Origin of the sequence: Synechococcus sp. H55.7 (assembly GCF_047462395.1) — a bacterium.
GTDB lineage: Bacteria > Cyanobacteriota > Cyanobacteriia > Thermostichales > Thermostichaceae > Thermostichus.
Genome location: NZ_JANSJD010000006.1, coordinates 38,045 through 64,815, shown reverse-complemented (window position 1 = coordinate 64,815; position 26,771 = coordinate 38,045). Strand labels below are relative to the sequence as shown.

Below are 26,771 nucleotides of genomic sequence, written 5' to 3'. Positions count from 1 at the left end.
GCAGTTGTGTGAGCAACATCCTCAAGCATTACTTGAGGGACTCTTTCGCCAGTTCTGGCTGCGGTGGGCCGGGATCGGCGATGTTGGGCAGCTCCAGACAGTAGCCCGCCCCATAGACGGTCTTGATGTACTGGGGGTGGCGCGGATCCGGCTCCAGCTTGGTGCGCAGGTGGCGGATATGGACGCGGATGGTCTCGATGTCGTCGTCAGGCTCGTAGCCCCACACCTCCTGCAGGATTTCGCTGGGGGAAACCGTCTGGCCATGTCGCTGCATCAGGCAGTGGAGCAGATCAAACTCCAGGTGGGTGAGCTTGATGGTTTTGCCGAACCACAGCGCCTCAAACCGCTCCGGCACCAGCGTGAGAGGGCCATAGGTGAGGATCTCGCCGTGCTTGGCCGCCTGTGGGATCCGATCCGAGCGACGCAACAGGGCCCGCACCCGCACCAGCAGCTCCTGCACCTCAAAAGGCTTGGTTAGGTAGTCGTCGGCACCGGCATTGAAGCCTTCGATCTTATCTTGGGTTTGGCCAAGGGCGGTGAGCATCAGGATCGGGATCTCGCTGGTGCGCTCCTCCCGCCGCAAGCGCTGGCAAACCGTCAGGCCATCCACCTGGGGCAGCATCAGGTCGAGAATGATGAGATCCGGGAGAACCTGCAGAGCCAGTGCTTGTCCGCGTACCCCATCGGTGGCCTTCACGACCTCGTAGCCCGCCAACTCCAGATTGATACGCAGAATATCCAGAATCGAAGGGTCGTCCTCAATGATGAGTATGCGAGCCATAGCCGGTTGCAGCCCACACTGCGGATAAAACGTTTTGTTAAATCAGCTAACAAGGAGTCCAAAGCTTTACGACTCAAAGTTTACTTAATTCTAGCCTCATTGCAAATCTGGCCGGGAGGTGCGTGGGTGCGGCTCCAGGGGAAACCCTTCATCCGGCTTGGCGGGCACCACGCTTTTTCGGATCCCCTTTGGGAATGGCGGCGATAAGGCGGCGGGTGTAGTCCTGCTGCGGCTGCCGGTAGATCTGGAAAGCAGGGCCGATTTCTTCGATGCGGCCTCGGTTCATGACCAGGATGCGGTCGCTCATGAACTTGACCACACTCAAGTCGTGGGAGATGAACAGGTAGGTCAGCCCCAGTTCCTCCTGCAGATCCTTGAGCAAGTTCAGCACCTGGGCCTGCACGGAGACATCCAGGGAAGACACCGCCTCATCGCAGACGACCAGGCGCGGCTCTGAGGCCAGGGCGCGGGCAATACAGATCCGCTGCCGCTGTCCTCCCGAAAATTGGTGGGGCAGCCGATCCAGCGCCTCGGGATCCAACCCAACTCGTTCAAACAGGCGTTGGGCTCGTGCCCGGCGCTCGGCGGCGTTTCTCCCAATCCCGTGCAGCGCCATCGGCTCCATGACGCTGGCTCCCACACTCATGCGCGGGTCCAAGGCAGCCGCCGGATCCTGAAAGATAAGCTGAATCTCGCGGCGGCGGCGGCGTAAGCGTTGAGGCGGCAGGCGGAGCCAATCCTCCCCGTTGTAGATTACCTGGCCGGAGCTGGCGCGGATCAGGCGCAGCAGGGTTCGCCCCAGGGTGGTTTTGCCGCAGCCGGACTCTCCCACCACCCCCAGGGTTTCCCCCGGATACAGGTCGAAGCTGATCCCGTCCACAGCCCGGATCTCGCCCACCTGCCGGCCCAATGGCCCGCGACGGACGGCATAGTGGGTGCGCAGATCCCGCACCTGCAACAGAGGGGGCTGGCTGCCTATCCGGCGCAGCCGTTCTTCCTCTTCGGCGGCTGGGATCTCCAGTTGCTGCCACCGCTCCTCGAGGGATCCCCCCTTCTCCTGAAAATCCTGGACGGTGGGCAGTCGCCGCAACCGCCGCTCCGACACCGGGCGGCAGGCCAGCAGGCCGCGGGTGTAGGGGTGCTGGGGATTGCCAAAGATCTGCTCCACCGATCCTTGTTCCACAGCTTGGCCGCGGCACATCACCACCACCTGATCTGCCAATTCCGCCACCAAATTGAGGTCGTGGGTGATGAAGAGGATCGCCATCTGCCGCTGCTGTTGCAGATCCCGGAGCAGGCGCAAGATCTCGGCTTGTACCGTTACATCCAGAGCGGTGGTCGGCTCATCAGCAATCAACAGTTTGGGGTTGGAGGCGATGGCACAGGCAATAGCCGCCCGTTGAATTTGGCCGCCAGAGAGCTGATGGGGGTAGCGCTCCAGCATCTGGGGAGAAAGCTGCACCTCCTCAAACAGGCGGACGGCTTGGGCGCGGATCTCCGTCGGGGTTAGGGAGGTGTTGGCCCGCAGGGTTTCCTGCAATTGCTGGCCACAGGTGTAGAGGGGGTTGAGGGCGGTGCTCGGCTCTTGGAAGATCATGGCGATCTGGGCTCCGCGGTAGCGCCGCCGTTCCTGGGGATCCAACCGCAGCCAGTCCACCGTGCCGTTGGGGCCCCTGAAGAGGATTTTGCCTTCCACCCGGGCCGAGCTGGGCAACAGATCGATCAGCGTCAGGGCAGTCATGGTTTTGCCGGATCCCGACTCCCCCACCAGGCCCAGAGTCTGGCCGATCCCTATCCGAAAAGACAGCCCATCCACCACCTCTGTCCTGCCAAGACCAACCGGGCGGCTGGGCAAGAAAACCCGTAGCCCTTGTACAGTCAACAGGGCAGCCTCGGCAACAAGAGCAGCATCAGCCATGGCGACTATGGCAATAGGAGGATTGGCAGGATTATAGACCACTGACCCCGGCTGCCCAAGTTCTCTCCAGTTCCCAAGGGGAGGTTGAGGGCTTTGGGGTTTGCAGCAGGCTTGCCTTTTAAGAACTCAAATGAGAGATTTCAGCAGGTGTCCAGGAAGTGTCGATAGTATAGAGAGATTATAGAGAGATATAGATATATAGGTTAGATTGTGAGGCACAAGCTGCCCTCATCGCTAGACACGCTTATCGGAGAAGATCCTGAGAAGCTCGTAGATTTAGACAGCACCCATAGCCAAACTCGGTAAAACTACCATTGGCGATTTCCTCGAAAGCTTTGCATGGATCACCCCGGATTTTGATCGTCAAAATACGTGATCCTCGCGATGGCTATCCAAGGGCACTTCCGGCATTCTATAGGCTAGGTTTATAAATTCTGACTTCAGATGGCGAGGTTAAGATGAGCATTCCGGAGATCCTCGATGAAGTTTTAAAATCCTCGATTCTAACTCCACAGCAGGAGTCCAGCATTAACCAAATCCTCTGGGAAAGAAGCTATGATCCATCCGACCTAGAAGCTCTGGACGAGCTGGTTGAAGCCATTCTGCGCCAAGAGGTGAAGGCTACTTCCGATCCTTGTAAAAAGCCCGGCCTTGATTGAAGACAGTGCCCAGATCGGGTCTAGAACTTGCCCTGTAGTTTAGTGGGGGGCGGAAGAGCCCTCAAGAGAGCCGTCTCCGCCCCCCGCATGGTGACGAGCTTGAACCCCTTGAGAGGGTGCCCCCGTCCTGTCCAGCCTTCTGGGATAGATCTACGGATGGGGCAGGGATCCCTGTAGCTAGCCCTACCCTACTGCGGATACCACTGCTTTTGCCAAGCGCGCATCTGCTGGATCTCCGTCTGCTGGGTAACCGCAATCGCCTCTGCCAGTTGACGGATCTCGGGGCGCTTGGATTTCTTCAGTGCCTCTCCGGCCATGCTCAAAGCCCCCTCGTGGTGCTGGATCATCGCCTGCAGAAATCGCCGGTCAAACTCTCGGTCGGCGGATCCCAGGTCTGTATCCATGCGCATGTGGGAGATCATTTCTGGGGTCATGGCCATCAGGTGCCCCATTTCCTCGTGCCACATCATGGGATCCTGTGGAGCTTGTGGGTACCAGCTCAGCCGCCACGCCCGCATTTGCTCGATTTCTTGGCTTTGGGCCGTCAAGATAGCCTCTGCCAATTGACGAATTTCCCGCCGCCGGGATTTTTGCAGGGCTTCTTCAGCCATGCTCACAGCTCCCTCATGATGGAGGATCATGGCGTCGAGGAAGCGCAGATCAAAGGATTCATCTGCAGGGCCGAGGCTCATCAGGTGAGCCATGGGGACAGAGGGATCCCTATTGGTGTCGTGGGAAGCGGCCTCTGTCCTCACCCCCCCGCCAACCCACGGAGTGCTGAGGACAAATGCGCCGGCAAGGAGCAGACCACGGGCAGTCTTGTTGAAGAGCATCGCTATTTCTTCCTGGCGACAACGGCCTTGTATTCTACAGCCTCTCCCCTACTCCCTTTGGGGAGTTAGGAAGCAACTCGGAGAACTAAGCGGTCGGCTTCCCACTGTTGAAACAGATGAAGGACGTGCTCGGCTCTCTCGGCGTGCTGATCCAAAATCTCGCTGCCGGAGCGGGCTTGGTTGGCCAGAGGCAGCAGCAGCTCCACCACCTGGTGGCGGCTGGAGGCGATCATCTTGCCAGGGATCCGAGCAATGGGCCAGAAGATGTCCATCTTTTGGGTCACAATCTGGGCCGGATCCACCTTGCCCAGCAGATCCGAAAGGGGGATCTTTTGATCCCAGTAGCGCACCTGGCCGTGCTGGAGAAAGAGGGGGTTAAGCTGCCAACGGGAGCTACGGAAAAACTCGGCTGTGAAGGGATCCCAGTTGGCCACCTTCTTGCCCTGGTGGCAGCACCAAAAGAGATTTTGCGTGTGGTAGAGGGGCTCCAAGTACTCGATGACCCGCAGTTGATCAATGCGGGCGAGGGCCTCGTAGCGGCGGTGGAACTCCGGGTGGGTGGCGGCAATTAAGGGCTTGGCATTCCAATAGTCCAAGTAGGGGGCAACATCGATAAACTCCAGACCCGCCTGGGCCAAAAGGTCGGGGATCTCGCCGATGTCAAAAGGAATGTCGTTGGCATGGAAGAAGTTATCGACGATGTTCTCATCTGGTAAGTAGTATTCCTCGTGGGCCTTGGCATGCCGGGCCAGCATGGAACTGGGATGGGCTGCCTTTAACAATTGCCGCACAAATTCGATCTTTTCCGGGGTGGCCGGCGGAGTAATCCCCAGCAGCTCCAGAGCGCGGCGAATGCGGTAGAGGTGCCAACGGCCAGAACGGTTGTAGAGCATCAGCGCCATTACCCCCTCGGGAGCTAGGCGCGAGGCCAAGTTTCTCAAAGCCTTGACCGGATCGGCGGTGTGGTGGATCACCCCATAGGAGCTGATCATGTCGAAGCTCCCCTCCGGCCAAGTGGAGGGATCCATCAGATCCCCATAGTGCACTGAGCAGTTGCGCAGGCCGTGGTACTTGATCCGTTTTTGGGCGATCTCCAGAGCCGGGCGGCTGAGATCGATCCCGACCACGGCGCCGTAGCCGGGGTTGCTGGCGGCAATGCCGTGCACCTCCCAGCCGGTGCCGCAGCCGGCCACCAAAAACCTGGCCCCGCTGGGCTCTTGCAAGGTGCGGGTGCGAGCATATTGGGCGAGGATGTAGCTGCCCAGACTGGAAAAGCCCTCAAAGGGCCGGTCGTAGGGAACGGGCGGGTAGGGAAACGCCTCGTACTGGGCTTGCACCGCCTGGGTGATCTCCGCTTCGTTGGCCAAAGCCACGTCCTCCCACCTCTTCCCCCCTATCCTAAGAGTCTTTGTAGGTTTTTAGACCGGTTTTGGCCGTCAAGTCGGCCCGTGTCGGTCGGCAGCAGGGCACGGCTAGGCTGCGGTCAAACTGTGGGCAGCTCGCCGGTAGGCTTCCTCCAGCGTCTCTGCCAGAGTGGGGTGAACGTGCACCAGGCGGGCCAGCTCTTGCACCGTGGCGCGGCGGGCGATGGCCTGGGCCGCCTCGTGGATGAGATCCGCAGCATGCGGCCCAAAGATGTGGGATCCCAGCAAAAGCCCTGCCTCCTTATCGAAGACCAGCTTGACCATGCCCTCCGTCTCGCCAGAGGCGATGGCCTTGGAGTTGCCACCAAAGTAGGTGCGCACCGTGCCCACGCTGTAGCCCTCGGCTTTGGCCTGCGGCTCGGTTAGCCCCACAAAGCCCATCTCCGGGTGGGTGAACACCGCCGCCGGGATGCTCAAGTAATCCATATAGGCGGAGCGGCCACAGATGTTTTCCACCGCCACCCGCCCCTGGGCTGCCGCCGCGTGGGCCAGCATCAGCTTGCCCGTCACATCGCCAATGGCCCAGAGGTGGGGCAATTCGGTGGCCATGCGGCTATCTACGGGTACAAAGCCGCGCTTGTCCGTGATAACCCCCAGCTCCGCCAGGCCCAGCCCTTCTGAGACCGGGATCCGACCGGCGGCCACCAGGCAGCCATCCACCTGCAGTGTCTCGCCATTAGAGAGGTGGATCGTCACCGGCTGGCCAGGGATCACCTGCTTGGCCAGCACGCCCACATAGGTCTGGATTTGCCTGGGTTTGATCAGCACCCGCTGGGCCAGGCGGGCAATGTCGGGGTCAAAGGCCGGCATCAGGGTCTCCAGGGCCTCGATGAGAATGACCTGGGATCCCAGCGCCGTGTAGACGTCGGCAAACTCCTGGCCAATGTAGCCGCTGCCGATGATGGCCAGCCGCTCCGGGATCCACTCCAACCGCACCGCCTCGTCGCTGGTAAAGACCGTGCGGCCATCTACTTGGATCCCCGGCGGCACAAAGGGTCGGGAACCTGTGGCCAGAATCACATCCCGCGCCGTGTAGGTTCGAGATCCCTTCTCTTCCTGGACTTCAACCATTTGGGATCCCGCCAGCCTGCCCCGCCCTCGCAGGATTGTTACCCCCAGCTTCTCCAGGGAGCGAGTCATGTCGGCGCGGATCTTCTCCACCACCTGGGTGGCGTGATTGGCAATCGCCCCCCGGTCAGCCTGGACGGATCCCACTTGGATGCCCAGCCCAGCGCTGTGTTGCAGTTCCCGCAGGCGGCCGGAGGCGGCCAGCAGAGCCTTGGAGGGGATGCAGCCGCGGTTGATACAGGTGCCGCCCATTTCCGCACCTTCGACGATGGCGGTTTTGAGGCCGGATTCGACGGCATGCAGCGCCGCGCCGTGGCCGCCGACGCCGGCACCAATGATGATCAAGTCAAAATCGAAGCTCATGGCGAGACTTGGATAACCGGTGCCTCATTTTCTCATCTTGTTGGCCTTCCCAGGAACCTGGCTGAGAGCATCCAAACCATGAGGTAGCATAGGGTCGCCTGCCCAGTTGACAGGAGGCTGGCGGGGTGGGAACGGGGGGTGCGCATGGAACTGCAAGCTTTGATTTTCGACGTGGATGGCACGCTGGCGGATACGGAGCGGGATGGGCACCGCGTGGCCTTCAACGCCGCCTTTGCCGAGGCAGGCTTGGACTGGCACTGGTCGGTGGAGCTCTACGGCCAGCTCCTGGCTATTACGGGCGGCAAAGAGCGCATTCGCCACTTCGTCGAGACCTGTCAGCCGCCGCTGCCTGCCGGGGAAGACCTGACGGCCCTAATAGCCCGGCTGCACCAGGCCAAGACCCGCCACTACACAGCTCTGCTAGCCCAAGGAGGGATCCCCTTGCGCCCCGGAGTCAAGCGCCTCTTGCAGGAGGCCAGAGCCGCCGGGATCCGCCTGGCCATCGCCACCACCACCACGCCCGAAAACGTGACGGCCCTTCTGGAGCACACCCTGCCGGAGAGCCTGAGCTGGTTTGAGGTGATCGCTGCCGGCGATATTGTCCCCGCCAAAAAGCCCGCCCCCGACATCTACTTCTACACGCTGGAACAGATGGGGCTGCGCCCCCAGGAGTGCCTGGCCTTTGAGGACTCTGAGAACGGGCTGCGCTCGGCCCAGCAGGCGGGCATCCCCGCCGTGGTGACGGTTAACGATTACACCCGGGAGCAAGACTTTTCCGGAGCAGCCTTGGTGCTGGATCACCTGGGGGAGCCTGAGTTGCCGTTTCAGGTGCTGGCGGGAAGGGCGGGATCCCACCGCTACTTCACCCTGGAGCTGGCCCGCCAGGTTCATGCCCAAGCCATCCACTCTGAGGTAGAAAACTAATGCCGGAGGCAGGGAGCGAAGACCTGCAGCAGCGCCTAGAAGCCCATCTGCGACAGGTGGCCCAGCCGCGGGATCCCGACTGGTCGCCCCTGGGCCACAGCCAGGTGGAGCGCTACATCCAAGAGGAGCTTTCCCGCTATGGCCCTGTGGAATCTTTCTCCTTCGAGGCTCGGGGCTGCCAGCACCGCAACTGGATCTTGAAATTGCCGGGATCCCATCCCCGCCGATCGCCCGTTCTGGTCGGGGCTCATTTTGACGCTGCCCCGGCCACCCCTGGAGCCGACGACAACGCCAGCGGTGTGGCGGTGCTGCTGGAGCTGGCCCGCCATTTTGCCACCCATCCCGCCCTTTCCTCCCTGTGGCTAGTGGCCTTTGACCTAGAAGAGCGGGGCCTGCTGGGGAGCAAGGCCTACGCGCGCTTTCTTAGACAACAGCGCCAACCCCTGCGGCTGATGCTCTCTCTGGAGATGCTGGGCTACCGCGATCCCACGCCCGGATCCCAGCGCTACCCCGCCGGCCTGGAGCGGCTCTACCCTGACCGGGGGGATTACATTGGCCTGATTGGCAACTGGCCCGCCCTGGGGAATCTGCTGAGGCTACAGCACAGTTTTCAGCAGGCGGGGATCCCGTGTTGCTGGTTGCCAGCCGGCCAGCGGGGTTTGATCCTGCCGCTTACCCGCCTTAGCGACCACTCCCCCTTTTGGGATGTAGGCTACCCCGCGGTTATGGTGACCGACACCGCCTTCTTGCGCAACCCCCACTACCACAAGCTCAGCGACACCCTTGAGACCCTAGATCTTGACTTTTTACTGGGGGTCTGCCAGGGCTTGAGGCAAGGTCTTGGATCCCTCTAGCCGCGACCTCGATTCCCAACTCCCCTCTCCCTGAGGGAGAGGGGCTGGGGGTGAGGGATGTCCCTGAGGGAGAGGGGCTGGGGGTGGTCGCGTGAGCGGCGCGGAGCGCTTGGGATGTCCCTGAGGGAGAGGGGCTGGGGGTGAAGGCCAGCGGCGCGGGGCGCTTGGGCAGGCCTCCTCAGTACGGAGATCGCTCCAGGAGTTTCGCGATCCCTCGACTTCCCCTGAGGCGGCAGAGGGAGATAATGGGCGGCATGGGCAAAGAGGGGAAAAGCTTGCCAAAAGCTGCCCTCAACCTTCTCGGCCAAAACTTTCCCAGGAGCTTTTATGAGTGCCTTCGCCCAAGCCCCCAAAAAGTGCGTCTCTGCCGTTTTCAAAGAAGAAGCCAAAGTCCAAGAGTGCATCCAGCGCCTGCTCAACCGCGGCATCCCCAACGATCGCATCTCCATCATTGGCCGCAATTTTCAAACGGAAGCCAAAATCAGCGGCTTTATCACCCGCAAGGATGTGGTTCTCGACGGGTTGACCAGCGGCGCCATTTATGGATCCCTGTTTGGATCCCTGTTGGGGCTACTTACAGGGGTAGGGGTGCTGTTTATTCCCTTTTTGGGAGCGGTGGTGGCCGCCGGGCCCTTGGGAGCGGCGCTGCTGGGGGCAACCGGTGGCGCTCTCTACGGGGCGCTGGGAGCGGGGCTGGGATCCGCCCTCATTGCCCTGGGCATGCCGCAGGAGAAAGCTGCCATCTACCAAACCCGGGTGCAAGCAGGTGAGTTCCTCTTGGTGGTGCAGGTGCCGGAGGAAAAAGCCGGCGAAATCTACTTGCTGTTGCAAAGTGCCGGCGGCGAAGAGGTGGCCACTGCCGACTTGAACTTGCCCAGTGAGCCAGAAGGCAACCTGACGCCGGAGACCATCTCCCCAGAAATCCGCGCCGATCTCTCAGAAGAAGCCCAGCAAACCTTTGTGGAAGCCTATAACCAGGCCAAGGCAGAGGGCAACCCCGTCGCCCAAGCGCTGCTCAAGGCTTGGGAAAAGGTTAAACAAGTTTTCACAAGGGACGACAAGGGGATCTTTTCCAGGCGCAAGCCCTAGCCCAGATAGCTTCTCAACAGCAGGGGCAGAGCCAACTGCCCCGCCGTGGCTCCGTCTCTTCAATACCCACTTTACATTCTGAGAAGTATCCTGAAAAGCCTTAACCTGATTTCGTAGGGGTGAGCTTATGGCTGCGAGCGATTTCAAGGACTACTACCAGATCCTGGGCGTCAGCCGAGATGCTTCTTTAGAGGAGATCAAGCGCGCCTATCGCAAGCTGGCTCGCCAGTATCACCCCGACGTTAACCCCGGCAACAAGGCAGCCGAGGAGCGCTTCAAGGAGATCAACGAAGCCTACGAGGTGCTCTCGGATCCGGACAAGCGGCGGCGCTACGACCAGTTTGGCCAGTACTGGCAACGGGTGGGCAGCGGTGCGGCGGCAGGGCCGGGCATGGAGGGATTTGCCCAGTACGCCACCTTCGAGGACTTTATCAACGAGCTGCTGGGCCGCATGGGATCCCGCCGCGGCGGCTTCCAGGGTTTCACCACCGGGTTTGGGCCGTTTGTCTCGGTGGATCTGCCAGGGCAAGACGTAGAAGCCACGCTAGGCCTCACCTGGGCAGAAGCCTTCCACGGCACCCAAAAGCGGCTGAGCGTGGATGGCGAAACCCTCACCATCCGTATCCCTGCCGGCGCCAAACCCGGCAGCCGCATCCGCGTCAAGGGCAAAGGCCAATATAGCCCCTTCGGCGGGCCGAGGGGGGATCTCTACCTCACCCTGGAGCTGCCTCCCCACCCCTTCTTCCGCTTTGACGGCGACAACCTGCTCTGCGAGCTGCCCATCACGCCCGATGAGGCGGTTTTGGGCGGCACGGCGGAAGTGCCCACCCCCACCGGTCGGGTGCAACTGAAGATCCCTGCCGGCGTCGATAGCGGCCAAACCCTGCGGCTGCGCGGCCAAGGCTGGCGGGATCCCCAAGGGCAGCGAGGCGACCTGCTGGTGCGGCTAAAGGTTGTCACGCCCAAATCCCTCTCCCCCACTGAGCGGGATCTTTACGAGAAACTGCGGCAAAATCGGAGCTGGGATCCCCGCGCCTACTTGCAGGAGGTGAGGCTATGAGCTTGGCCATTGTGCGGTTGGAAGAACGCCTCTATACCTTTGAGCAGGCCAGCGAAGTAGCTGGGATCCCGCCCCACCTCTTGGAGTGGCTGCTGGCCCACGGTTTGGTGGAAGCCGAAAGCAGCTACCTCACCCCCCAGCAGCTCAGGCGCCTGCTCCAGATGATCCGTCTGCATCGCGACTTGGGCCTCAACTGGGTTGGGGCGGCGATGGTTTTGGACATGGCCCAGGAAATTGCCCGCCTCAGGGCGCAGCTCCACCACTACCGCGGGTTTTGAGGATCCCGGAACCCCTACGACAACCCCACTGAACCCTGCTCCTTGTCAACTTTAATTAAGGAGAACTCCTCATGGAACAGATCATCCGACGCAGCCAAGTGGTGGGCCTGCTGGCCCTGGATGGCAGCACCGCCACGGCCCTGGGCACCGTCGAAGAAATCTGGGTCGATCCCCAGGGACGGGTCTGCTACTTCACCAGCCAGCAGGGCTACACTCCCCTGGAGCAGATCTCGCTCATCGGGCCGGACGCGCTGCTGACCTACTCCGCCGTTTTCGCCACCCCGGCAACGCCCCTCAGCTCCCTCTACCGGCGAACGGTGCGCATTGGGGATCAGCCGGTGGGTTGGATCGAGGATTTTCTCTTCGACTGGGAGACCGGATCCATTGCTGCTTACATCCTGGGGGGCAGCATTGCTGAGCCCTGGGGAGGGCGCGCCGTCCTCTTACCTGAGGATGTAGAGGCCATCGACGTGGACGCGGTGGTGGTCAAGGAAGATGCTCCCCAGCGCCTCAAATCGGAGACTGAGGGCCTAAAGAACTTTTGGAGCGAAAAATCCCGCCAAGTCAAGCAGCTCATCCAGCGCATGGGGGAGCGCCTCAAAGCCCTGGTCGGCCCCCAGGATCCGCCGGAGGTGGTGCGCGTCAAGGTCAAGCAGGTGCGGGACGAGCTGGCCAAAGGGGGCAAGTTCGACCTCTCCCTGCTGGATGAGGCGGCAGAGTTTTTGCAGCAAAAATGGACAACCTGGCAGCAGCGCCTCAGCCGCGCCGCCCAGCGCATGCAAGCTGCCCTTCAGGCCGCCTGGGAGAAGCTAACCGAGTGATGCTCCAACTCCCCTCTCCCTTTGGGAGAGGGGGCGGGGGTGAGGGAGCACTCCCTTTGGGAGAGGGGCCGGGGGTGTTCGCGTGAGCGGCGCGGAGCGCTTGGGCTGACTCCCTTTGGGAGAGGGGATAGGGGTGAGGGAATAGCCCCAGCTGACAGAGGGCAGGTTTTTCCGCTAGCATTAAAGGTCGCTGTCAATGCTCGGATCAGGTTTCAAGACCCGCAGGGGCACCTGTACGGCAAGGAAAAGGCATGACCTACGCGATTGTGGAAACCAGTGGCAAGCAGCTTTGGGTAGAGCCGGGGCGCTTTTACGACATCGATCGCCTGCCCGGCACAGAAGAGAACAGCCCTTTGACCCTGTCCCAGGTGTTGTTGATTAACCATGAGGGACAGGTGACCCTAGGCCATCCCTATATTGCCGAGGCCGTGGTCAGGGCGCGGGTTCTGCAGCACCGCCGCGGCAACAAAATCATCGTCTACAAGATGCGGCCGAAGAAAAAGACCCGCAAGAAAAGAGGCCATCGGCAGCCGCTCACCCGTGTGCTGATCGAGTCCATCGAACTCAACGGGGCGCCACTGGCCGCCGCTCAGGCTGCCTCGCCATCCACTTCTGAGATGGCAATTGCTGCAGCCGGGATCCCCGAGGCGAAGGAATAGACCCTAAACTTAGGATCCCAACTTATCTTCGGCGACGACACACTTGCACAGGAGGCATTATGGCTCACAAGAAAGGAACCGGCAGCACCCGCAACGGCCGCGACTCCAATGCCAAGCGGCTGGGGGTGAAGTGCTTTGGCGGCGAGCTGGTGCATCCCGGCTACATCCTGGTGAGACAGCGGGGCACCAAGTTTCACCCAGGGGTGAACGTGCGCATCGGCGGCGATGACACTTTGTTTGCGGTAGCCACCGGCATTGTCACCTTTGAGCGCTACGGCAAACGGCGGCAGAAGGTGAGCGTTTACCCGGCTGAGGCGGCTGCCCAATAGGTGGCCTTTCTTCCCGTTCTGGCCAGGACAGCCCATTTGTCCCATCCCCCCCAAGCCAACAGAGGGATCCCAGCTTGGCCCAATGCCCAATTCTGTGTGGAGCGCCTGTGAGATCTGGGGCTGTGCGGGTGTACTTGTTTCGTGGCGTGGGGTTGCTCCACCTCATTGCCGGGGTGGCATACCTCTACTGGCGCATCACAGCCGGGCTGACCGGTCTGGGATCCCTTGTATTTTGGGGGGCCGAGCTGTACGTTTGGCTGGCGGCGGTGGGCTTTATCCTCAGCCGCTATCCCCAGGTGCCGCGAAAGGGAGTGCCGACGCCGGAGGTGCTGCGGCGGGCGTTTTTTCAACTGCCGCGGGTGGATGTGCTGGTGATGCGCCAGCGGGATTCTGTGGAAGCGACCCGGCAGGCGGTGCTCTCGGCCCTGCGCCTGGATTACCCCTGGGAGCGGCTGTTTGTCCATGTTGTGGATCGGGTGGAAGATGCGGAGATGGCCAAGGTGGCGCGGGCCATCCCCTGCGAGTACTGGCCTTGCCCCAGGCCAACCCTGGATCCCCTGGCTTACATGCTGGGATGCGGCCAGATCCAAGGGGAGTATCTGCTCCTGTTGCAGCCGGGCCATTTTGTCGAGCCGGATTTTTTGTGGCAGACGTTGCCCCTGTTTTACGACTCGCCAGAGCGGGCTCCCATCGCCAATGCCACCGGCTTTGTGCAGGCGATGCTGCGCACCCTGGGCCGGCCCCAGGCCGTCCACCCCCTACAGCAGCTTTTGGCGGTGGGATCCCAAGGCTACCAGGCGGCACCGCTGCTGGGATCCGGCTGTCTCATTCGGCGGGCGGCTTTGGAGGGGATCCCGCAGATCGATATCCGCCGCCCTGTGCAGTTGGGGTGTCAGATGCACTGCCGCGGCTGGCAGTCCCACCTGGTGCGCCAGGCCCAGGTCACCGGCGTTTTGTTGCCCTTGCGCAACCGCCGCGTGGCTCTGCTGGCGATTTTTTCGGCCTTGCGGGAAAACCCCTTCTGGGGCAAGGCCACCACGCAGCAGCAGCGCTTCCAGTACCTGTGGCTGGCCCTCTGGGCCGCCGGCGGGGTGGCGGAGCTGGCCTATTTGGCGGTGCCCATCCTCTTTCTCTGCACGGGCTGGATGCCGGTGCCGGCCTTTGACAGGGTCTTTTTCGCCTGGTTTTTGCCCTATGCCCTGCTGGGGCGGATCACCTGGCTGCTGGCCTTTCCCCCCTCGCTGTGGGGGGCCGCGTGGCGGTCAGAACGGCAGACGGGCAGCCAGTTCTTCCAGTCTATCCAGGCGCTGGTGCAGAGCTTGCGAGGCGGGATCCCCTATCCTGAACAGCCGTCCCAGCTTTCCCTCGGCCCGCAGGCGCTGGCTATTGTGCTGACCTTGCTGGCGATGGGGGTGGGATCCCTGCGCTTTGCCGGCAACTGGGATCCGAGCTGGCCGGAGCTGATCTTTGGCTTGGTTTGGGCCTTCTACAACCTGATGATCCTGACAGTGCGCCCCGACGATCACGATTTTGCCGGCTTTGCCCTGTCCAGCAGCAGTGCGGCGACGGAAGAGAGCGCCAACCCCTAAACTGCCCAGCCAACATCCATTGGCTGCTGCAGAGATGGAATTGCAGGCTGCCGCAGCGGCTGGTGGGCAAACGCTATGCTGTGAGAAACATACAACGATTGACTCGGCACAGGTTGCCCCCAACTCTCCGGGGAGGCGTACCGGTGGAGAGGCGGGATCCCTGGCCAAGTTGCCCCTGATGTTTGCAGAATTGAACGCAGTTTTCTGGGTTTAAGAACGGCACACCTGTGGAGTCAGAAAGACCCCCCCTTCGACTGTTTCCCCTGGGCACAGATCCCCGGCAGCAAGGCTGTGCCTACTGGCTGGAGATGGGATCCCACCGCTTGCTCCTCGATTGCGGTTTGCCTGCTTCCTCCCTCTTCAAGGCCCTGCCAGGGATCCCGGACGCGGTGATCTGCAGCCACGCTCACTTTGACCATCTGCAGGGGCTGCCCGCCTTTCATCGTCGCTACCCGCAGGTGCCCCTCTACGCCACCCCGGTGACGGCTCATTTGGCCGGCGGGTTGTGGGAGCGCGGTGTTTGGCCAGGCTACGACCGGGATATTCGCTTTCCCCCTTTTCGGGCGCTGCCCTTTGGCCGGGCGCGGGAGATCTTGCCCCACCTGATGCTTACTTTCTTTGCGGCCGGGCACCTGCCAGGGGCGGCGGCAACCCTGCTGCAAAATACCCAGACCACTCCAGCCCAAACCTGCGTGTACACCGGCGACTGTTCCCTGGCCTCAACTCGCTTTGCCCCCGGCCTGGATCTCGCCGCTTTGCGCCACTGGCAGCCGGACGTGCTGCTCATCGAAGCCTCGCTGGGATCCACCCGCCATCCGCCCCGTCGTCATCTGGAAAATCGCCTGGTGGAGCGGTTGCTCAGCGCCCTGGAAGCGGGGCAAACGGTGCTGTTGCCGCTGCCGGTGTTGGGGCTGGGGCAGGAGCTGATCTTTCTCCTCAAGGCCCACCACCGCTTTACCCAATCTCCCCAAGCACTGAAGGTGTGGGTGGCGCCGGGTTTGGCGGCAGGCTGCGAGCTCTACGAACGCTTGCTCCCCTACCTGCCGGAGCCGGTGCGCAACTTCGCCACCTACCAGCCCTTGTTTTGGGAAGACCGCCTACAGCCACAGGTGCAGCCCCTCACGGAGGCGGATCCTCTGCCCCAAGGCCTGCTGCTGTACGATGCCGATGCTGATCCCAAGGCCTGGGATCCCATTTGGTCGAGGTTGTTGGCCCAACCGCAGCGCTCCTGTCTGCTGCTGCGGCTGCCGGAAGTGGAGCTGGCCACCCCGTTTGAGCGTTGGCCGGCACCGCTGCGCTCCCGCCTGGCGGTGGAATGGATGACCTGGCACAGCCACAACGATGTCGGGCATCTCACCCAGATCATCCACACCTTTCGCCCCCAACATCTGGTTTTGGTGCACGCCAGCCCCCAGCAAGCGCAGGATCTGGCGGATCTGCCAGAGCTGTGCAATCGCTACCATGTCCACTGCCCCCAGTCTGGCCATTGGCTAGAGCTGGCCGACGGGCGCCTGCAAACCCCGATCCAGCCCCCGGATGCTCCTGCCGAGGTCAGGGATCCCGCGGTGCGCTACGAGGGGGAGGTGGAAGAAATTTGGCAGGAACAGGGCCCGCCCCGCGCCTTGGCCGGAGTGCAGGTGCGTCTGCCGCCCCAGATCGCCCAGGATCCCCGCTGGGCCGCCTGGGCCGATACCGGCCTGGTGGAAGCCCGCTGGCAGGGATCCGAACTGGTGCTGCGCGGCCTTGCTCCACGGGAGCTGATCCGTCCGGCAGAGGCTGCCCCCGCCCCAGCAGGAATCATGTCGCGTCCAAAACAGACTTCTGCCTCCACCCATAACGGTGGCAGAAAGTGCCAGAACTGCCGCTTTGCCCGCCAGATCTTGACCTCACAAGCCCAAGCCTTTCGCTGCGACCAAGAGCGCTCTCCCCTCTACCGCCTCCGGGTGGATCCGCAAGGAAGCTGTCCTTACCATCAGCCGCTGGAAATCCGCTCTTCCGGTTAGCTTCCAACAAGCCCCGAAGCCACAGCAGCCCAAAGGCTAGAATGGGACAAGTCGCGGTAGCCACCATGCCTGAGCAACAACCCTGGGCAGCTCGTCGTCAGGGGCCGGTCGGATCCCTGGAGCGATCAGCCGACGCCTTGATCCCACCCCGCCCGCCCGTGGTGCAGATGGCTGGGGTGAACAAGGTCTACTCGCTGCCGGAAGGCAGCTTTCAGGCCCTCTACGACATCAACCTAACGATCTGGCCGAGAGAGTATTGCGCCATCATGGGGCCCTCGGGCTCCGGCAAGTCCACCCTGATGAACCTCATGGGCTGTTTGGATCGGCCCAGCTCAGGGCGCTACTGGCTGGACGGCGTGGAAGTCTCTACCCTGACGGATCGGGAGCTGGCCCGGATTCGCAACCAAAAGATCGGCTTTGTCTTCCAGCAGTTTCATCTGCTGCCTGTTCTGACAGCACTGGAAAACGTCATGCTCCCCTTGGCCTATGCCGGGATCCCGGAGCCAGAACAGCGCCGGCGGGCCAAGCAAGCTTTAGAACAAGTGGGCTTGGGGAGCAAACTGCACCAGCGCCCAGCCCAGCTCTCTGGGGGCCAGCAGCAGCGGGTGGCCATTGCCCGGGCCGTCGTCAACCGACCGCAACTGTTGTTGGCTGACGAGCCCACAGGAGCCCTGGACAGCCACACCGGTCAGGAAGTGCTCAACCTTTTTGCCGAGCTCCACCGCCAGGGCATTACCCTTGTCGTGGTTACCCATGACCTGAAAGTGGCCCAGGTCGCCCAGCGCATCATCCGAGTTGCCGATGGGCATTTGCTGGCCTAGGCCGGGATCCAAGGGGGGCCTATCGGGAACGAGCCGGCTTGCGCTAGCCTAAACGCAACTGAGCGCTCGGCAGGATCGGCCCATGAAATTCATCGAAGATATCATCCGATTTTTGGAAACCCGCCTAGAGGAATTCCTCAGGGCCCACCCCGAGATCGAGTTGCAAGCCCTCGACGAGCAGTTGCGCCAGCAGGAAGAAGAAACTCGACGGCTGTTGCAGGAAAGCCGCGCTCAGAAGCAGGCCCTCAGCGAAGCTCTCGCCAAGCTGGGCGAGGAGATCAAGACCTGGCACTTTCGCATCGAAAAAGCTGAGCAGGCCAACCGCCCCGATCTGGCCGAAGGGGCACGCCGACGCGAAGCCGAACTGCTGCAGCAAGGGAGCCGGTTGTTCAACCAAGGGAAGTCCCTAGAGGAGAAAATCCGGCAACTGGAAGCTCTACTGCCGCAAATTGCCCAGCGCCGCCAAGAGGTACAAACCAAGCTACAAGAAGTCAAAGCCGCACAAGCCAAAACTGCCGCCGAGCGGGTTAGCCCCTGGGAAAAGCTGTTTGAGGAGGATAAATTGGAGGAAGAATTTCGTCGGCTGGAGATGCGGCTGGCGGTAGATAAGGAATTGGATGACATGAAGAAAAAGGTGGGGGAACAGCAGCGGCGGTAGCAGCCCGACCTGTGCCCAGAAAAACTTTGTTAACCTCGAATCCAGTTGCAACAGCCAAACCAAAATCAAGCTGGGTGGAACCTATAATTTCAGCTCTCGGTCTTAAGAGCCGGAGCAAAATCGCTTCGGAGACTTGCTCCGCCACCGAACGAGAAGGAAAGCCCCTCTTCTCCACCAAGAGTGATACGCTATTGGGCATGAATGAGTTGTATCTGAATCACCCCACATTTGGTTTGCTCTACAGCCTGTGTCGGGTTGACGAAAGTCAGGCCATCTTCACCACCCTTTATGCTCAAAGGCTCTTTTTTCGGGTTTACTTCAAGCCGCCGGATAACAACGGGGATCCTGCTGCCGTGGAGGAGCTGGTCTTTGATCCGATTAGCCGTAACGAGGCTCGCCAACTCATCGAAGAGCAGATGCGCCTGCTGCGCCGCGCCGCTCGTCAAGACGAGCTAGAACAACTGCAGTTGATCTATAAGCAAACCTTTTCCTAGCGGGGCTCCTTCTGAGAGTCTGGCATGACCTTAGGGCAAGGGTTACGTCCCCCCAGACAGCCGCTTATGGCCACTTCAAACTAGATTAAGACACTTCCCACGCGTCCCTCGCCACTCCCCTCACCCCCAGCCCCTCTCCCTGAGGGAGAGGGGAGTCGAGAATAGCGCCCCGCGTCGCTGGCGCAAACGAAGCCTTGAAATGACGATAAAACCTAAAACTGGGACAGAAAGCGCAGGTCGCTGCTGTAGAACAGCCGGATATCTTGAATGCCGTGTAGGAGCATGGCCATTCGCTCGATGCCGATCCCTGCCGCAAACCCGGTGTAGCGCTCCGGGTCATAGCCCACCGCCTGAAACACATTGGGATCCACCATGCCACAGCCGAAAATCTCCAGCCACTTGGAGCCAAAGCGCACGTCCATCTCGGCGGAAGGCTCGGTGAAGGGAAAATAGCTGGGGCGAAAGCGGGTTTCTCGCTGGCCCAACAGGCGAGTGACGAACTCCTTGAGGGTACCCTTCAGGTCGCAAAAGGTGAGGTTCTCGCCCACCGCCAAAATTTCCATCTGGTGAAATACGGCAGAGTGGGTGGCATCGACGGTATCGCGGCGCATCACTCGCCCGGCATGGACAATGCGCAGCGGCGGCTGGTGCTGCTCCATGTAGCGCACCTGCACCGAAGAGGTTTGGGTGCGCATCAGATAGCCCTTTTCTAGGTAGAGGGTATCCTGCATGTCCCGCGCCGGGTGGTCGGCAGGGGTGTTGAGGGCCTCGAAGTTGTAGTACTCCGTCTCGATCTCCGGGCCGTGCACCACCGTGTAGCCCATCCCCACAAAAATATCCAGCATGCGGTCGATGGTGGCCTGCAAAGGGTGGATCCGCCCCAGAGGCCGACGCGGCCCCGGCATGGTGACATCCAGCCGCTCTGCTTCTAGGCGCTGCAGCAGTTGAGCTTCGCCAAGGGCCTGCTTGCGCTGCTCCAGGCTGGATTGGAGAGACTCTTTGAAGGTGTTGGCCAAAGCGCCAATCGCAGGCCGTTCTTCTGGGGGCAGCTTCCCCATTCCTCCCAAGATCTTGGAGAGCTTGCCCTTTTTGCCCAGGTAGTCGATGCGGAGCTGCTCCAGAGCCTCCAGATCGGCGGCTTGTTCCACTTGGGCAAGCGCCTCACTTTGCAGGGTGAGAAGCTGCTGGCGGAGCGTGTCTTTTGCGTCTTGCATGGGGCCAATTCCAAGGGCAGAAGGGATCCCCGAAGGGCTGAATAAGTCCCTACAAAAGTATCACAGGAGGAAGCCCGGTCTTGACACTCCCCCAACTAAAGTCGAGGGATTCTTACGCAGTCCATAGATGGACTCGCAAAGGCGCTGTCAAGACGCCCCTAGACGGTTCCTAAAGGCAAAGCCTTGAGGTTCCGCTTACTTGTTGACTTACAGCACTGTCCGGGTTTTTCACCGGGGTAGGTGCTTGCTTAGCAACGACTATAGCATTGGCAAGCGACTCAAGTCGCTCAAGGACTACGTCCCGCTAACGCGAACGGGCTTTTCCGCCCCGCACTACTCGCGTCAGCGGCGCGGAGCGCTTAGTACGGGGCTACCAAGCTACTCCACCGTGTTGCAAAGGGCTACCTACTCCTTAATTGGTTGGCGATAGCGGGGCGGAGTCCGTATCTGGCAACAGACACCCCAAAGCATCACACCCTGCCGGCCCCTCTGCTGCCAGGGCGAGGTGGTGGTCATGGCGGGCCAGGGCCGCGAAGAAGTCGTCTGTCCTTCGTCTCGTGTTGACCTCGGCCACCAGCCGCTCGTAGGTGGCCTTGTCGATTTTCTCGAAGGGCAGGCGGGGGAAGGGGGCGTCGAAGCGGGCCAACAGCGCTGCGCTGATGTAGCCCTCGTCGTCGCGGATGGCCTCGTAAATGCGGGATCCCAGCGCTTCGATCTCGTCCTCCCGCAGCTCAAGGGTAGCTGAGGTGTTGTGGGTGGTGTAGTACTTTTGCACCTGCATGTAAAAGTCAAACTGGGCCAGGGCGGAGAAGCGCTCAATCTCAATCTCCTCGGCGCCGGGCAAGTTGGCCCACTCCACCTCCACCGGCAGTTCCACCAGCCACTCGGTACAGCGGGGATCAAAGGGGTCGTTGAGCAGGTTGCCGTTTTCGTCCTTGTCCGACTGGGCGGGCACCACCGAGTAGCCGTAGTCCAGACAGGCGAGGGCCACGGGGTCGTTTTTGGCAAAGGTGATGCGGCGGATGTAGCGCTGGGCCTTGGGCGGGTGCCAGCCGGGCGAGGCGTTGGTGAGCAGGGATTTGGTGCCGGCGGGCTGCACGGTGGTGCAGCGGTTGGGACGGCGCAACCCGTGGCGGTCGCAGTAGTCCCAGACCACGCGGTGGACAACTTCCTTCCAAAAGCTGAGGTATTCCTGCTCCTGCTGCTTGAACTCCCGCCCCAGGGGCGTATCCGGCCTCCCTTCTTGCCACCAGCGCAGCCAGTCTACCCCAAAGGCTTTGACGCAAAAGTCAAACAGACCGGTAAACGAGACGCCGACGATGGGATCCCACTCCCGCGAGCGCTGGAAGCGAGGCTCGACAAAGCGATGGTGCAATAGCGCCGCCACCGTCAGGGCCCCGGCTGTGAAGGCCTCCTCTTGCTCCTGGCGGTTGTGGGGATCCAGCCGGTTGAGGTGGATCTCAGCCAGGTTGCAGTGGAAGTCGCATCCAATGATCTCGCCGCAAGGGTTTAACCCATACCGCCGCAGCCGGTGCTCCAGTTCAGCCTCCGGCAGGGTTGGCCAGTGGTGTTTTAGCCAGCGTCGAGCTTCCTCTGGGCCTTGGGAAGCATAGATGTTGAGGAAGGTCTGTTTCAATTCTGGAGTGGCGAGCAGGTCGGCATTGGCCCGCGCCACAGCTTCCCCCGCCCACTGGATGGCTCCCTCGCCGGAGTAAAACTGCTTGCGCACCGCCGCAATGCACTCTTCTCGCGTTGGCTTGCGGTGGAACACGCGCGTGTGGTTGGCCATGCGCAGGGCATCCCGCTCCGGGTCAATTCTCCAGTTGCCCTGCTCGTCCTGCTGCCAGAGGTTGTCCTTGGCGCTGGATCCCAGCTCGTCGTCGGCGGCAAATTGGCGCATGCCCGCGCTGTTGTGGGTGAGATAGCCATTGCAGTAAAAGCAATGGGCCTCTTCGACTTCAATGTCGTAGGTTCGTACCCAGTCATGGCTGCCTAGGCCCTTAACTGTAACGGGGATATCCAAATCCAACCCCGACTCAGCCAAGTATCGTTCATAGTTGGCTTCGACCGACCGAGCTCCTTGGCAGCCCATGCCGCGCATCTCAGTGTAGCTGTATACTTCCTGCAGCAGGGAACCCGGAATCGTAAAGCCATGCATCTCCAGCCCTTGGGGCAACTTCCCTTTAGCTGAGTAGGGAGCCACCAAGGCGTTGTACCGATCCTTGAACGCCGGTAGGGTAAGGCTGTATTGAACCTGCCAGTTCTCCTGCTGGGGGGGGAGGATTTTGAGTCGGCCTGCAATACCCAGACTGGAGAGAACAGCCGCCACTTGCAGGGCAAAGGAGCGGTGGACAGTTGTCAGCAATTGGGGGGGATGACTACGGGTTGACCCATCGCTGTCGATAAGGCCTGCCAGGTAAGCTGACCGTACCTCAACGGTGCCGCGCAGGATAAAGTCGGGAACTTGCAGGGGTTGCTTTGGTTTCTTGATGTGCCGCTCGAAATACTCCGCCAGCGGGATGCAGGAACACACAAACTTTGCCCTGTTCTCCCCTGGCCCATAGCTGCAGGTAGCTGTCAGCCCGAAGGCGGCTAGCGCCTGCTCCAGCTTTGCTTGGAGACGGGAAAGCAGCTCGGGATCCAGGGTATTGGCACTCCACTCCAGGTGACCGTAGGGCTTGCCGTGGAGATCGCGCCCCAGCGCAACATACCCATCCCCCTGGGTAAACCCAATGAGCCAGGCCACCTCTGGTGTCAGGGGCGGGATGTGCAGGGGCTTTGCGGTGGGGCTTTGTCTTGGACGAGGTGCCGTAAAGTCCTCAGGGAGGTGGGTAATGGTGCCGGGGAGAACTTGGGTGTTGTGCAGCAGACGATCCCCCTCGACTAACTCGTGGGTACTTTTCCATGCGATGTTCCCCCGAGCGTCTGCCAAAACCGCATGGCGGTGGTTCAAAGTTGAAAAGAAAGGAAGGGCATTGGTCTCTATTTCGTAAACTTCTTGGATCCCTTGGTCAAACTTGTTGACCACCCGACGAAACCCAAGAGGGGTCTGAACCCAATCGCCTACCTGCACATCCTTGATGGGCACCAGACCTTGTGAGGTGTGCACCAAGGCGTTTTCAGGTAAGCACCGCCGAATGTTCCCCGCCACAATCGTCACCGCCGCCTCGTCGATGAGCAGGCAGCACTCCACCGAGTTCAGTTGTCTGCCCACCGCTTTGTTGAGGATGGCGGCACAGCGCTCGTAGAGGCCGGGCAGCTTGATGGGGTTGGCCACCCCCCCAAACCCCTGTAGCCGCTCGCCGGCAGGGCGGACATCGCTCAAGTCCACCGTCACCTGGACCTCGCCGCCCAAGCTGGGATCCGCCGCCAGCTCCAGCAGCGCCTGGTAGGACTCCACCCAGCCCCGCCGGCTATCCCCCACCTGGATATACACCCGGGATCCCTGCCGCTGGATGCGGGTGTGCTCCTGCCGCTGCTCTCGGGGCGTGGCGCCGAGGGATCCCACCACCTGTACCTGCAGGCGGTTGAGGATGGGGGGCAAGCGGTTGATGAACTGGGGCTCCAGCACCGCCCCCGTGCCGCAGCCCATCATGGCCAGATCCATCATCAGGCCAAAAGAGCGCCAGTCCACCACGGTGGTGCTGGTGCAGTTGTAGGCGCCAGAGTAGTTTTCCGGCTTCTGGATCCAGTCGGTGCCCATCACCCACAGGGCCCGGCCCGAGATCAAAGCTTTCAACTGCCGCTGCAGACGTTCCACCAGCTCCCGCTCCTGGGGAGTGAAGCGTCCTAGGCGGGCAATGTCGGCCAGGGTGCGATCGCAGACGTCGCTCCAGGTCTCGCGGCTGCCATCCGGGCGCCGCCGACTGTAGGTGCGGTAGAACACTGGAGCGGCCGTCGGAGCTGTTGCTGGGAACTCGCCCCCAGAATCTAGCGCTTGCCCTTGTAGCAAGGGCACCGCTTTGCTCTGTTCGCTTGAGCGGGACGAAATCGACACCATAGCCACACCCCTCCTGCAAAGCTGCCCGTGGAGCCCGACGAAACTGGCTTTTTGTTTTGATTTTCCTTGCCGGCCAGGGCTGTCCCAGAGGAGTTGCCCGACCCGCCGGCCATCCAAATGCCCAACTAGGCTATCACAATCGTCAAGGGGCAGGGGGTGTCGTGTGCTCTGGCTGTCTTCCCCAGCTCCCCCAAGGTGGGAGGATCCGTTACCAAGGCCTGGAAAGGGCTAGAGTGGAAAGGAAGGGATCCCCAGACAGAAGGGTTGCCTGCCGTCTTAAAACTGCGCCCTCCTGGGCAAAAAGCTGTGTAGGGAGTTGAAGGCCATGACCAGTCGCCTGCGCATCGGTAGCTTGTGGGGGATCCCCTTTTTCATCGACTACACCTGGTTTCCGGCGGCTCTGTTGCTGGTGCTCTCCTACGGCGTGGTGACGGCGCTGGGGCTGTTTCTCTCCTTGCTGGCCCATGAGCTGGCCCACAGCCTGGTGGCCCGCGCTTACGGAGTAAGGGTTAACTCCATTACCCTGTTTATTTTTGGGGGCATGGCAGCGATTGAGCGGGAAGTCCCCCGTCCCCTCGGCGCTTTTTGCGTGGCGGTGGCAGGTCCCCTCCTCAGCCTGGGCCTGTTCCTCATCTTCAGCCTGGCCCGGGCTTGGGCTGTGCCGGAGTCGATGCTGGCCTCAACCCTCACCAACTTGGCTGCCATCAACTTGACGATTGCCCTGTTTAATCTGCTGCCGGGACTGCCTCTGGATGGAGGGCAAATGCTCAAGGCGGCCATCTGGGGTTGGACAGGGGATCGCCAACAGGGCATGATCTGGGCGGCTCGGGCCGGACAATTTGTCGGCTTTGGCCTGTTGGGGCTAGGGTTGTTGGCGGTCTTTGCTGGCAGCCTGAATGGCCTCTGGCTGGGACTGATTGGACTGTTTATTTTGAACACCGCCCGCCGCTACAGCCAGTATGCCCAGCTCCAGCAGGTGTTGGCCCGCCTGAAGGCTGCCGATGTGATGACCCGCCAGTTTCGGGTGTTGGATGCCAACATGAGCCTGCGGGAGTTTGTGGATCGCTACCTGGTGCCCTCTTCCCTCAAGCCGGAAGCCCCAGCTCAGCCAGCAGAGATTTATTTCGCCGAGGAAGACGGCCGCTACCGCGGGTTGGTCAGGCCAGAACTGCTCAACGACATCGAGCGCAGCCAGTGGGATCGCCTCACCCTCAAGGCCATTCTCAAGCCGATGGAGCAACTGCAGGGGGTACGAGAGGAGACCCCCATCCCCCAGGTGATTCAGATGATGCGCCAGGCAGAACCGCGCCGCATTTTGGTCTTCACGCCCAGCGGTGCCATTGCCGGCTTGATCGATCGGGGCGATGTGGTGGCCATGGCTGCCCGGCAGTTGGGGGTTCTGCTGCCCCAAGAGGTGGTGCAACGGGTGCGAGACAGCCAAGAGTGGCCCCCTGGATTTCAGGTGGAGGACAATCTGGCCGGCGAGGGATCCCCCAGTCTCTCTTGGCAGGGATCCCCAGATCTGCACAACGAGCCTTAAATGCCAAGAAAAGTAGTCTCAAATGCTATTTCGCGGCGACCTTTTCCCTCTATAATTAAGAGTGTTCTCTATTAGTTAAGAATTTTGAATCGCGCTCCTCGTCTTTTGCCCGCCTACACCCACCGACTGAGCAATGGGCTAGGCGTCATCCTTCATCCCATCCCGATTGCCGATTCTGTTACTGTTGATGTCTGGGTACGGGCAGGTGCACGCCATGAGCTGCCGGAGTGCCTGGGCATCTCCCATTTTCTGGAACACATGGTGTTTAAGGGCAGCGAGCGTTTGGCCCCCGGTGAGTTGGACTGGGCCGTTGAAGGACGGGGGGGAGTTACCAATGCGGCCACCAGCCAAGACTACACCCACTACTACATTACGGTGGCCGCTGCCGACCTGGCCGATACCTTGCCTTACCTGGCAGAGGTGGTTTTGCGGGCCGGGATCCCGGATCAGGAGTTTGAGCGGGAGCGGCAGGTGGTCCTGGAGGAAATTCGCCGCGCCGCCGACAACCCCGACTACACCGCCTATCAGCTTCTGATGGAGACCGCCTACGGGGAGCACCCTTATGCACGACCGGTGTTGGGCACGCCAGAAAGCCTGATGCAACTGACTCCTGAGCTGCTGCGCGCCTACCACCGCGGCTGGTATCGGCCTGAATCCATGACGGTGGTGGTGACGGGTGGCCTCGAACCTGAAAAGGCGCTGGCTTTGGTGGAGGAGCAGTTTGGTGGCTCTGCCGCCGGGCCGGCAGCGGTCAGCCCCCCCATGCCGCCGCAGCCTCGTCCCCAAGGGATCCTGCGCCGGGAGAGCACCCATGTCCGCTTGGAGCAAGCCCGCCTGAAATTGGCCTGGCCCACCGTCGGCATTGACGATTGGCAAGAGGCCTGTGGCTTGGAGATGTTGGCTTCTGTGCTGGGAGATGGCCGTACTTCGCGGCTGGTTCATCTGCTGCGGGAACAGCGGGGCTGGGTGAGGGCCATTGGCTGTTCTTCGCTGGTGCTGAAGGAGGGAGGGCTTTTTTGTATCAGTGCCCAACTGGAGCCGGAGGATGTGGCGCGGGTGGAGGCGACCATCCTGCACGAGATTGAAAAGTTACAGCAGGATGGCATCGGCCAAGCGGAGTTGGATCGCACCCGACGTATGCTCACCCATGAGTTCTTGTTCTCCGCCGAGTCTCCCAGTCAACTGGCGAGTATCTATGGCTACTACGAGACGCTGAGTGGGGTGCAACGCATTCAAGAGTACCTGGAGTTGTTGCAATCTTTTACCCCGGCTCAGCTCCGGGAACTGGCCCAGCAATACTTGTCTCCGGAAGCTCATGTGGTCACCCTTCTCAAGCCAACTGCTCTGGATCCGGCGGCAGTCTCGGAGCTGCAACTGGCTTGTCGTTGAGCG

The 26,771-nt window shown here is 61.3% G+C and carries 23 protein-coding genes; 16 read left to right on the top strand and 7 right to left on the bottom strand.

Annotated features, from left to right (window positions below):
• Positions 1-28: 28 nt before the first annotated feature.
• The gene (locus NW851_RS04385; RefSeq protein ID WP_414333777.1) at positions 29-781 is read right to left on the bottom strand and encodes a response regulator transcription factor; all 753 of its coding nucleotides are present in this window, start codon (positions 779-781) and stop codon (positions 29-31) included.
• Positions 782-929: 148 nt separating this feature from the next.
• Positions 930-2,699: a dipeptide ABC transporter ATP-binding protein gene (locus NW851_RS04380; RefSeq protein WP_414337148.1), complete on the bottom strand. Its 1,770-nt coding sequence runs from the start codon at positions 2,697-2,699 to the stop codon at positions 930-932.
• A 458-nt stretch (positions 2,700-3,157) separates the two neighbouring features.
• Here NW851_RS04380 and NW851_RS04375 point away from each other — a divergent pair, with 458 nt between their 5' ends.
• Positions 3,158-3,358: a hypothetical protein gene (locus NW851_RS04375; protein WP_414333773.1), complete on the top strand. Its 201-nt coding sequence runs from the start codon at positions 3,158-3,160 to the stop codon at positions 3,356-3,358.
• Between the two features lie 188 nt (positions 3,359-3,546).
• Here NW851_RS04375 and NW851_RS04370 read toward each other — a convergent pair whose 3' ends face one another.
• From NW851_RS04370 to lpdA, 3 genes are all read right to left on the bottom strand, one after another.
• On the bottom strand, positions 3,547-4,191 hold the full coding sequence (locus tag NW851_RS04370; RefSeq protein ID WP_414333772.1) for a DUF305 domain-containing protein: 645 nt from the start codon (positions 4,189-4,191) through the stop codon (positions 3,547-3,549).
• A 65-nt stretch (positions 4,192-4,256) separates the two neighbouring features.
• On the bottom strand, positions 4,257-5,564 hold the full coding sequence (locus NW851_RS04365; protein ID WP_414337147.1) for a class I SAM-dependent methyltransferase: 1,308 nt from the start codon (positions 5,562-5,564) through the stop codon (positions 4,257-4,259).
• A gap of 99 nt (positions 5,565-5,663) precedes the next feature.
• Positions 5,664-7,046 (bottom strand): dihydrolipoyl dehydrogenase, encoded by a 1,383-nt coding sequence (lpdA, locus tag NW851_RS04360; protein ID WP_414337146.1) that lies wholly within the window; start codon positions 7,044-7,046, stop codon positions 5,664-5,666.
• A 144-nt stretch (positions 7,047-7,190) separates the two neighbouring features.
• Here lpdA and NW851_RS04355 point away from each other — a divergent pair, with 144 nt between their 5' ends.
• From NW851_RS04355 to NW851_RS04295, 13 genes are all read left to right on the top strand, one after another.
• Positions 7,191-7,970: an HAD family hydrolase gene (locus NW851_RS04355; protein ID WP_414333766.1), complete on the top strand. Its 780-nt coding sequence runs from the start codon at positions 7,191-7,193 to the stop codon at positions 7,968-7,970.
• Complete coding sequence (locus NW851_RS04350) at positions 7,970-8,824, top strand: M28 family peptidase (RefSeq protein WP_414337145.1); 855 nt, start codon at positions 7,970-7,972, stop codon at positions 8,822-8,824. Before NW851_RS04355 ends, NW851_RS04350 begins: the two co-directional genes overlap by 1 nt.
• A 327-nt stretch (positions 8,825-9,151) precedes the next feature.
• Positions 9,152-9,913: a ChaB family protein gene (locus NW851_RS04345; RefSeq protein WP_414336120.1), complete on the top strand. Its 762-nt coding sequence runs from the start codon at positions 9,152-9,154 to the stop codon at positions 9,911-9,913.
• Between the two features lie 127 nt (positions 9,914-10,040).
• Entirely contained in the window at positions 10,041-10,973 is a 933-nt protein-coding gene (locus tag NW851_RS04340; protein ID WP_414337144.1) for a DnaJ C-terminal domain-containing protein, read from the top strand.
• The gene (locus NW851_RS04335; RefSeq protein WP_414336116.1) at positions 10,970-11,251 is read left to right on the top strand and encodes a chaperone modulator CbpM; all 282 of its coding nucleotides are present in this window, start codon (positions 10,970-10,972) and stop codon (positions 11,249-11,251) included. Before NW851_RS04340 ends, NW851_RS04335 begins: the two co-directional genes overlap by 4 nt.
• 71 nt (positions 11,252-11,322) lie before the next feature.
• Positions 11,323-12,072, top strand: coding sequence for a photosystem reaction center subunit H (locus NW851_RS04330; protein ID WP_414337143.1), 750 nt, complete (start codon positions 11,323-11,325; stop codon positions 12,070-12,072).
• Positions 12,073-12,323: 251 nt separating this feature from the next.
• A complete protein-coding gene (gene rplU, locus NW851_RS04325; RefSeq protein WP_414337142.1) occupies positions 12,324-12,731 on the top strand; it encodes a 50S ribosomal protein L21 in 408 nt (135 codons plus the stop codon).
• Between the two features lie 59 nt (positions 12,732-12,790).
• The gene (rpmA, locus tag NW851_RS04320; protein ID WP_414335737.1) at positions 12,791-13,060 is read left to right on the top strand and encodes a 50S ribosomal protein L27; all 270 of its coding nucleotides are present in this window, start codon (positions 12,791-12,793) and stop codon (positions 13,058-13,060) included.
• A gap of 107 nt (positions 13,061-13,167) precedes the next feature.
• A complete protein-coding gene (locus tag NW851_RS04315) occupies positions 13,168-14,649 on the top strand; it encodes a cellulose synthase (RefSeq protein WP_414337141.1) in 1,482 nt (493 codons plus the stop codon).
• 227 nt (positions 14,650-14,876) lie between these two features.
• Positions 14,877-16,652, top strand: a complete 1,776-nt coding sequence (locus NW851_RS04310) for an MBL fold metallo-hydrolase (protein WP_414337140.1) — start codon at positions 14,877-14,879, stop codon at positions 16,650-16,652.
• Positions 16,653-16,717: 65 nt separating this feature from the next.
• Positions 16,718-17,473, top strand: a complete 756-nt coding sequence (locus NW851_RS04305) for an ABC transporter ATP-binding protein (RefSeq protein WP_414335732.1) — start codon at positions 16,718-16,720, stop codon at positions 17,471-17,473.
• A gap of 82 nt (positions 17,474-17,555) precedes the next feature.
• Positions 17,556-18,131, top strand: a complete 576-nt coding sequence (locus NW851_RS04300; protein ID WP_414337139.1) for a TIGR04376 family protein — start codon at positions 17,556-17,558, stop codon at positions 18,129-18,131.
• A 197-nt stretch (positions 18,132-18,328) separates the two neighbouring features.
• Positions 18,329-18,625, top strand: a complete 297-nt coding sequence (locus NW851_RS04295) for a PipX family protein (RefSeq protein ID WP_414335729.1) — start codon at positions 18,329-18,331, stop codon at positions 18,623-18,625.
• A 212-nt stretch (positions 18,626-18,837) separates the two neighbouring features.
• On the opposite strand, the gene pheS is transcribed toward NW851_RS04295, so the two are convergent.
• Entirely contained in the window at positions 18,838-19,839 is a 1,002-nt protein-coding gene (gene pheS, locus NW851_RS04290; RefSeq protein ID WP_414335728.1) for a phenylalanine--tRNA ligase subunit alpha, read from the bottom strand.
• 412 nt (positions 19,840-20,251) lie between these two features.
• The gene (nrdJ, locus tag NW851_RS04285) at positions 20,252-23,839 is read right to left on the bottom strand and encodes a ribonucleoside-triphosphate reductase, adenosylcobalamin-dependent (protein WP_414337138.1); all 3,588 of its coding nucleotides are present in this window, start codon (positions 23,837-23,839) and stop codon (positions 20,252-20,254) included.
• A gap of 325 nt (positions 23,840-24,164) precedes the next feature.
• Between nrdJ and NW851_RS04280 the strand changes: the two genes are divergently transcribed.
• Complete coding sequence (locus NW851_RS04280) at positions 24,165-25,379, top strand: site-2 protease family protein (RefSeq protein WP_414335773.1); 1,215 nt, start codon at positions 24,165-24,167, stop codon at positions 25,377-25,379.
• A gap of 84 nt (positions 25,380-25,463) precedes the next feature.
• On the top strand, positions 25,464-26,768 hold the full coding sequence (locus NW851_RS04275; protein WP_414337137.1) for a M16 family metallopeptidase: 1,305 nt from the start codon (positions 25,464-25,466) through the stop codon (positions 26,766-26,768).
• Positions 26,769-26,771: the final 3 nt, after the last annotated feature.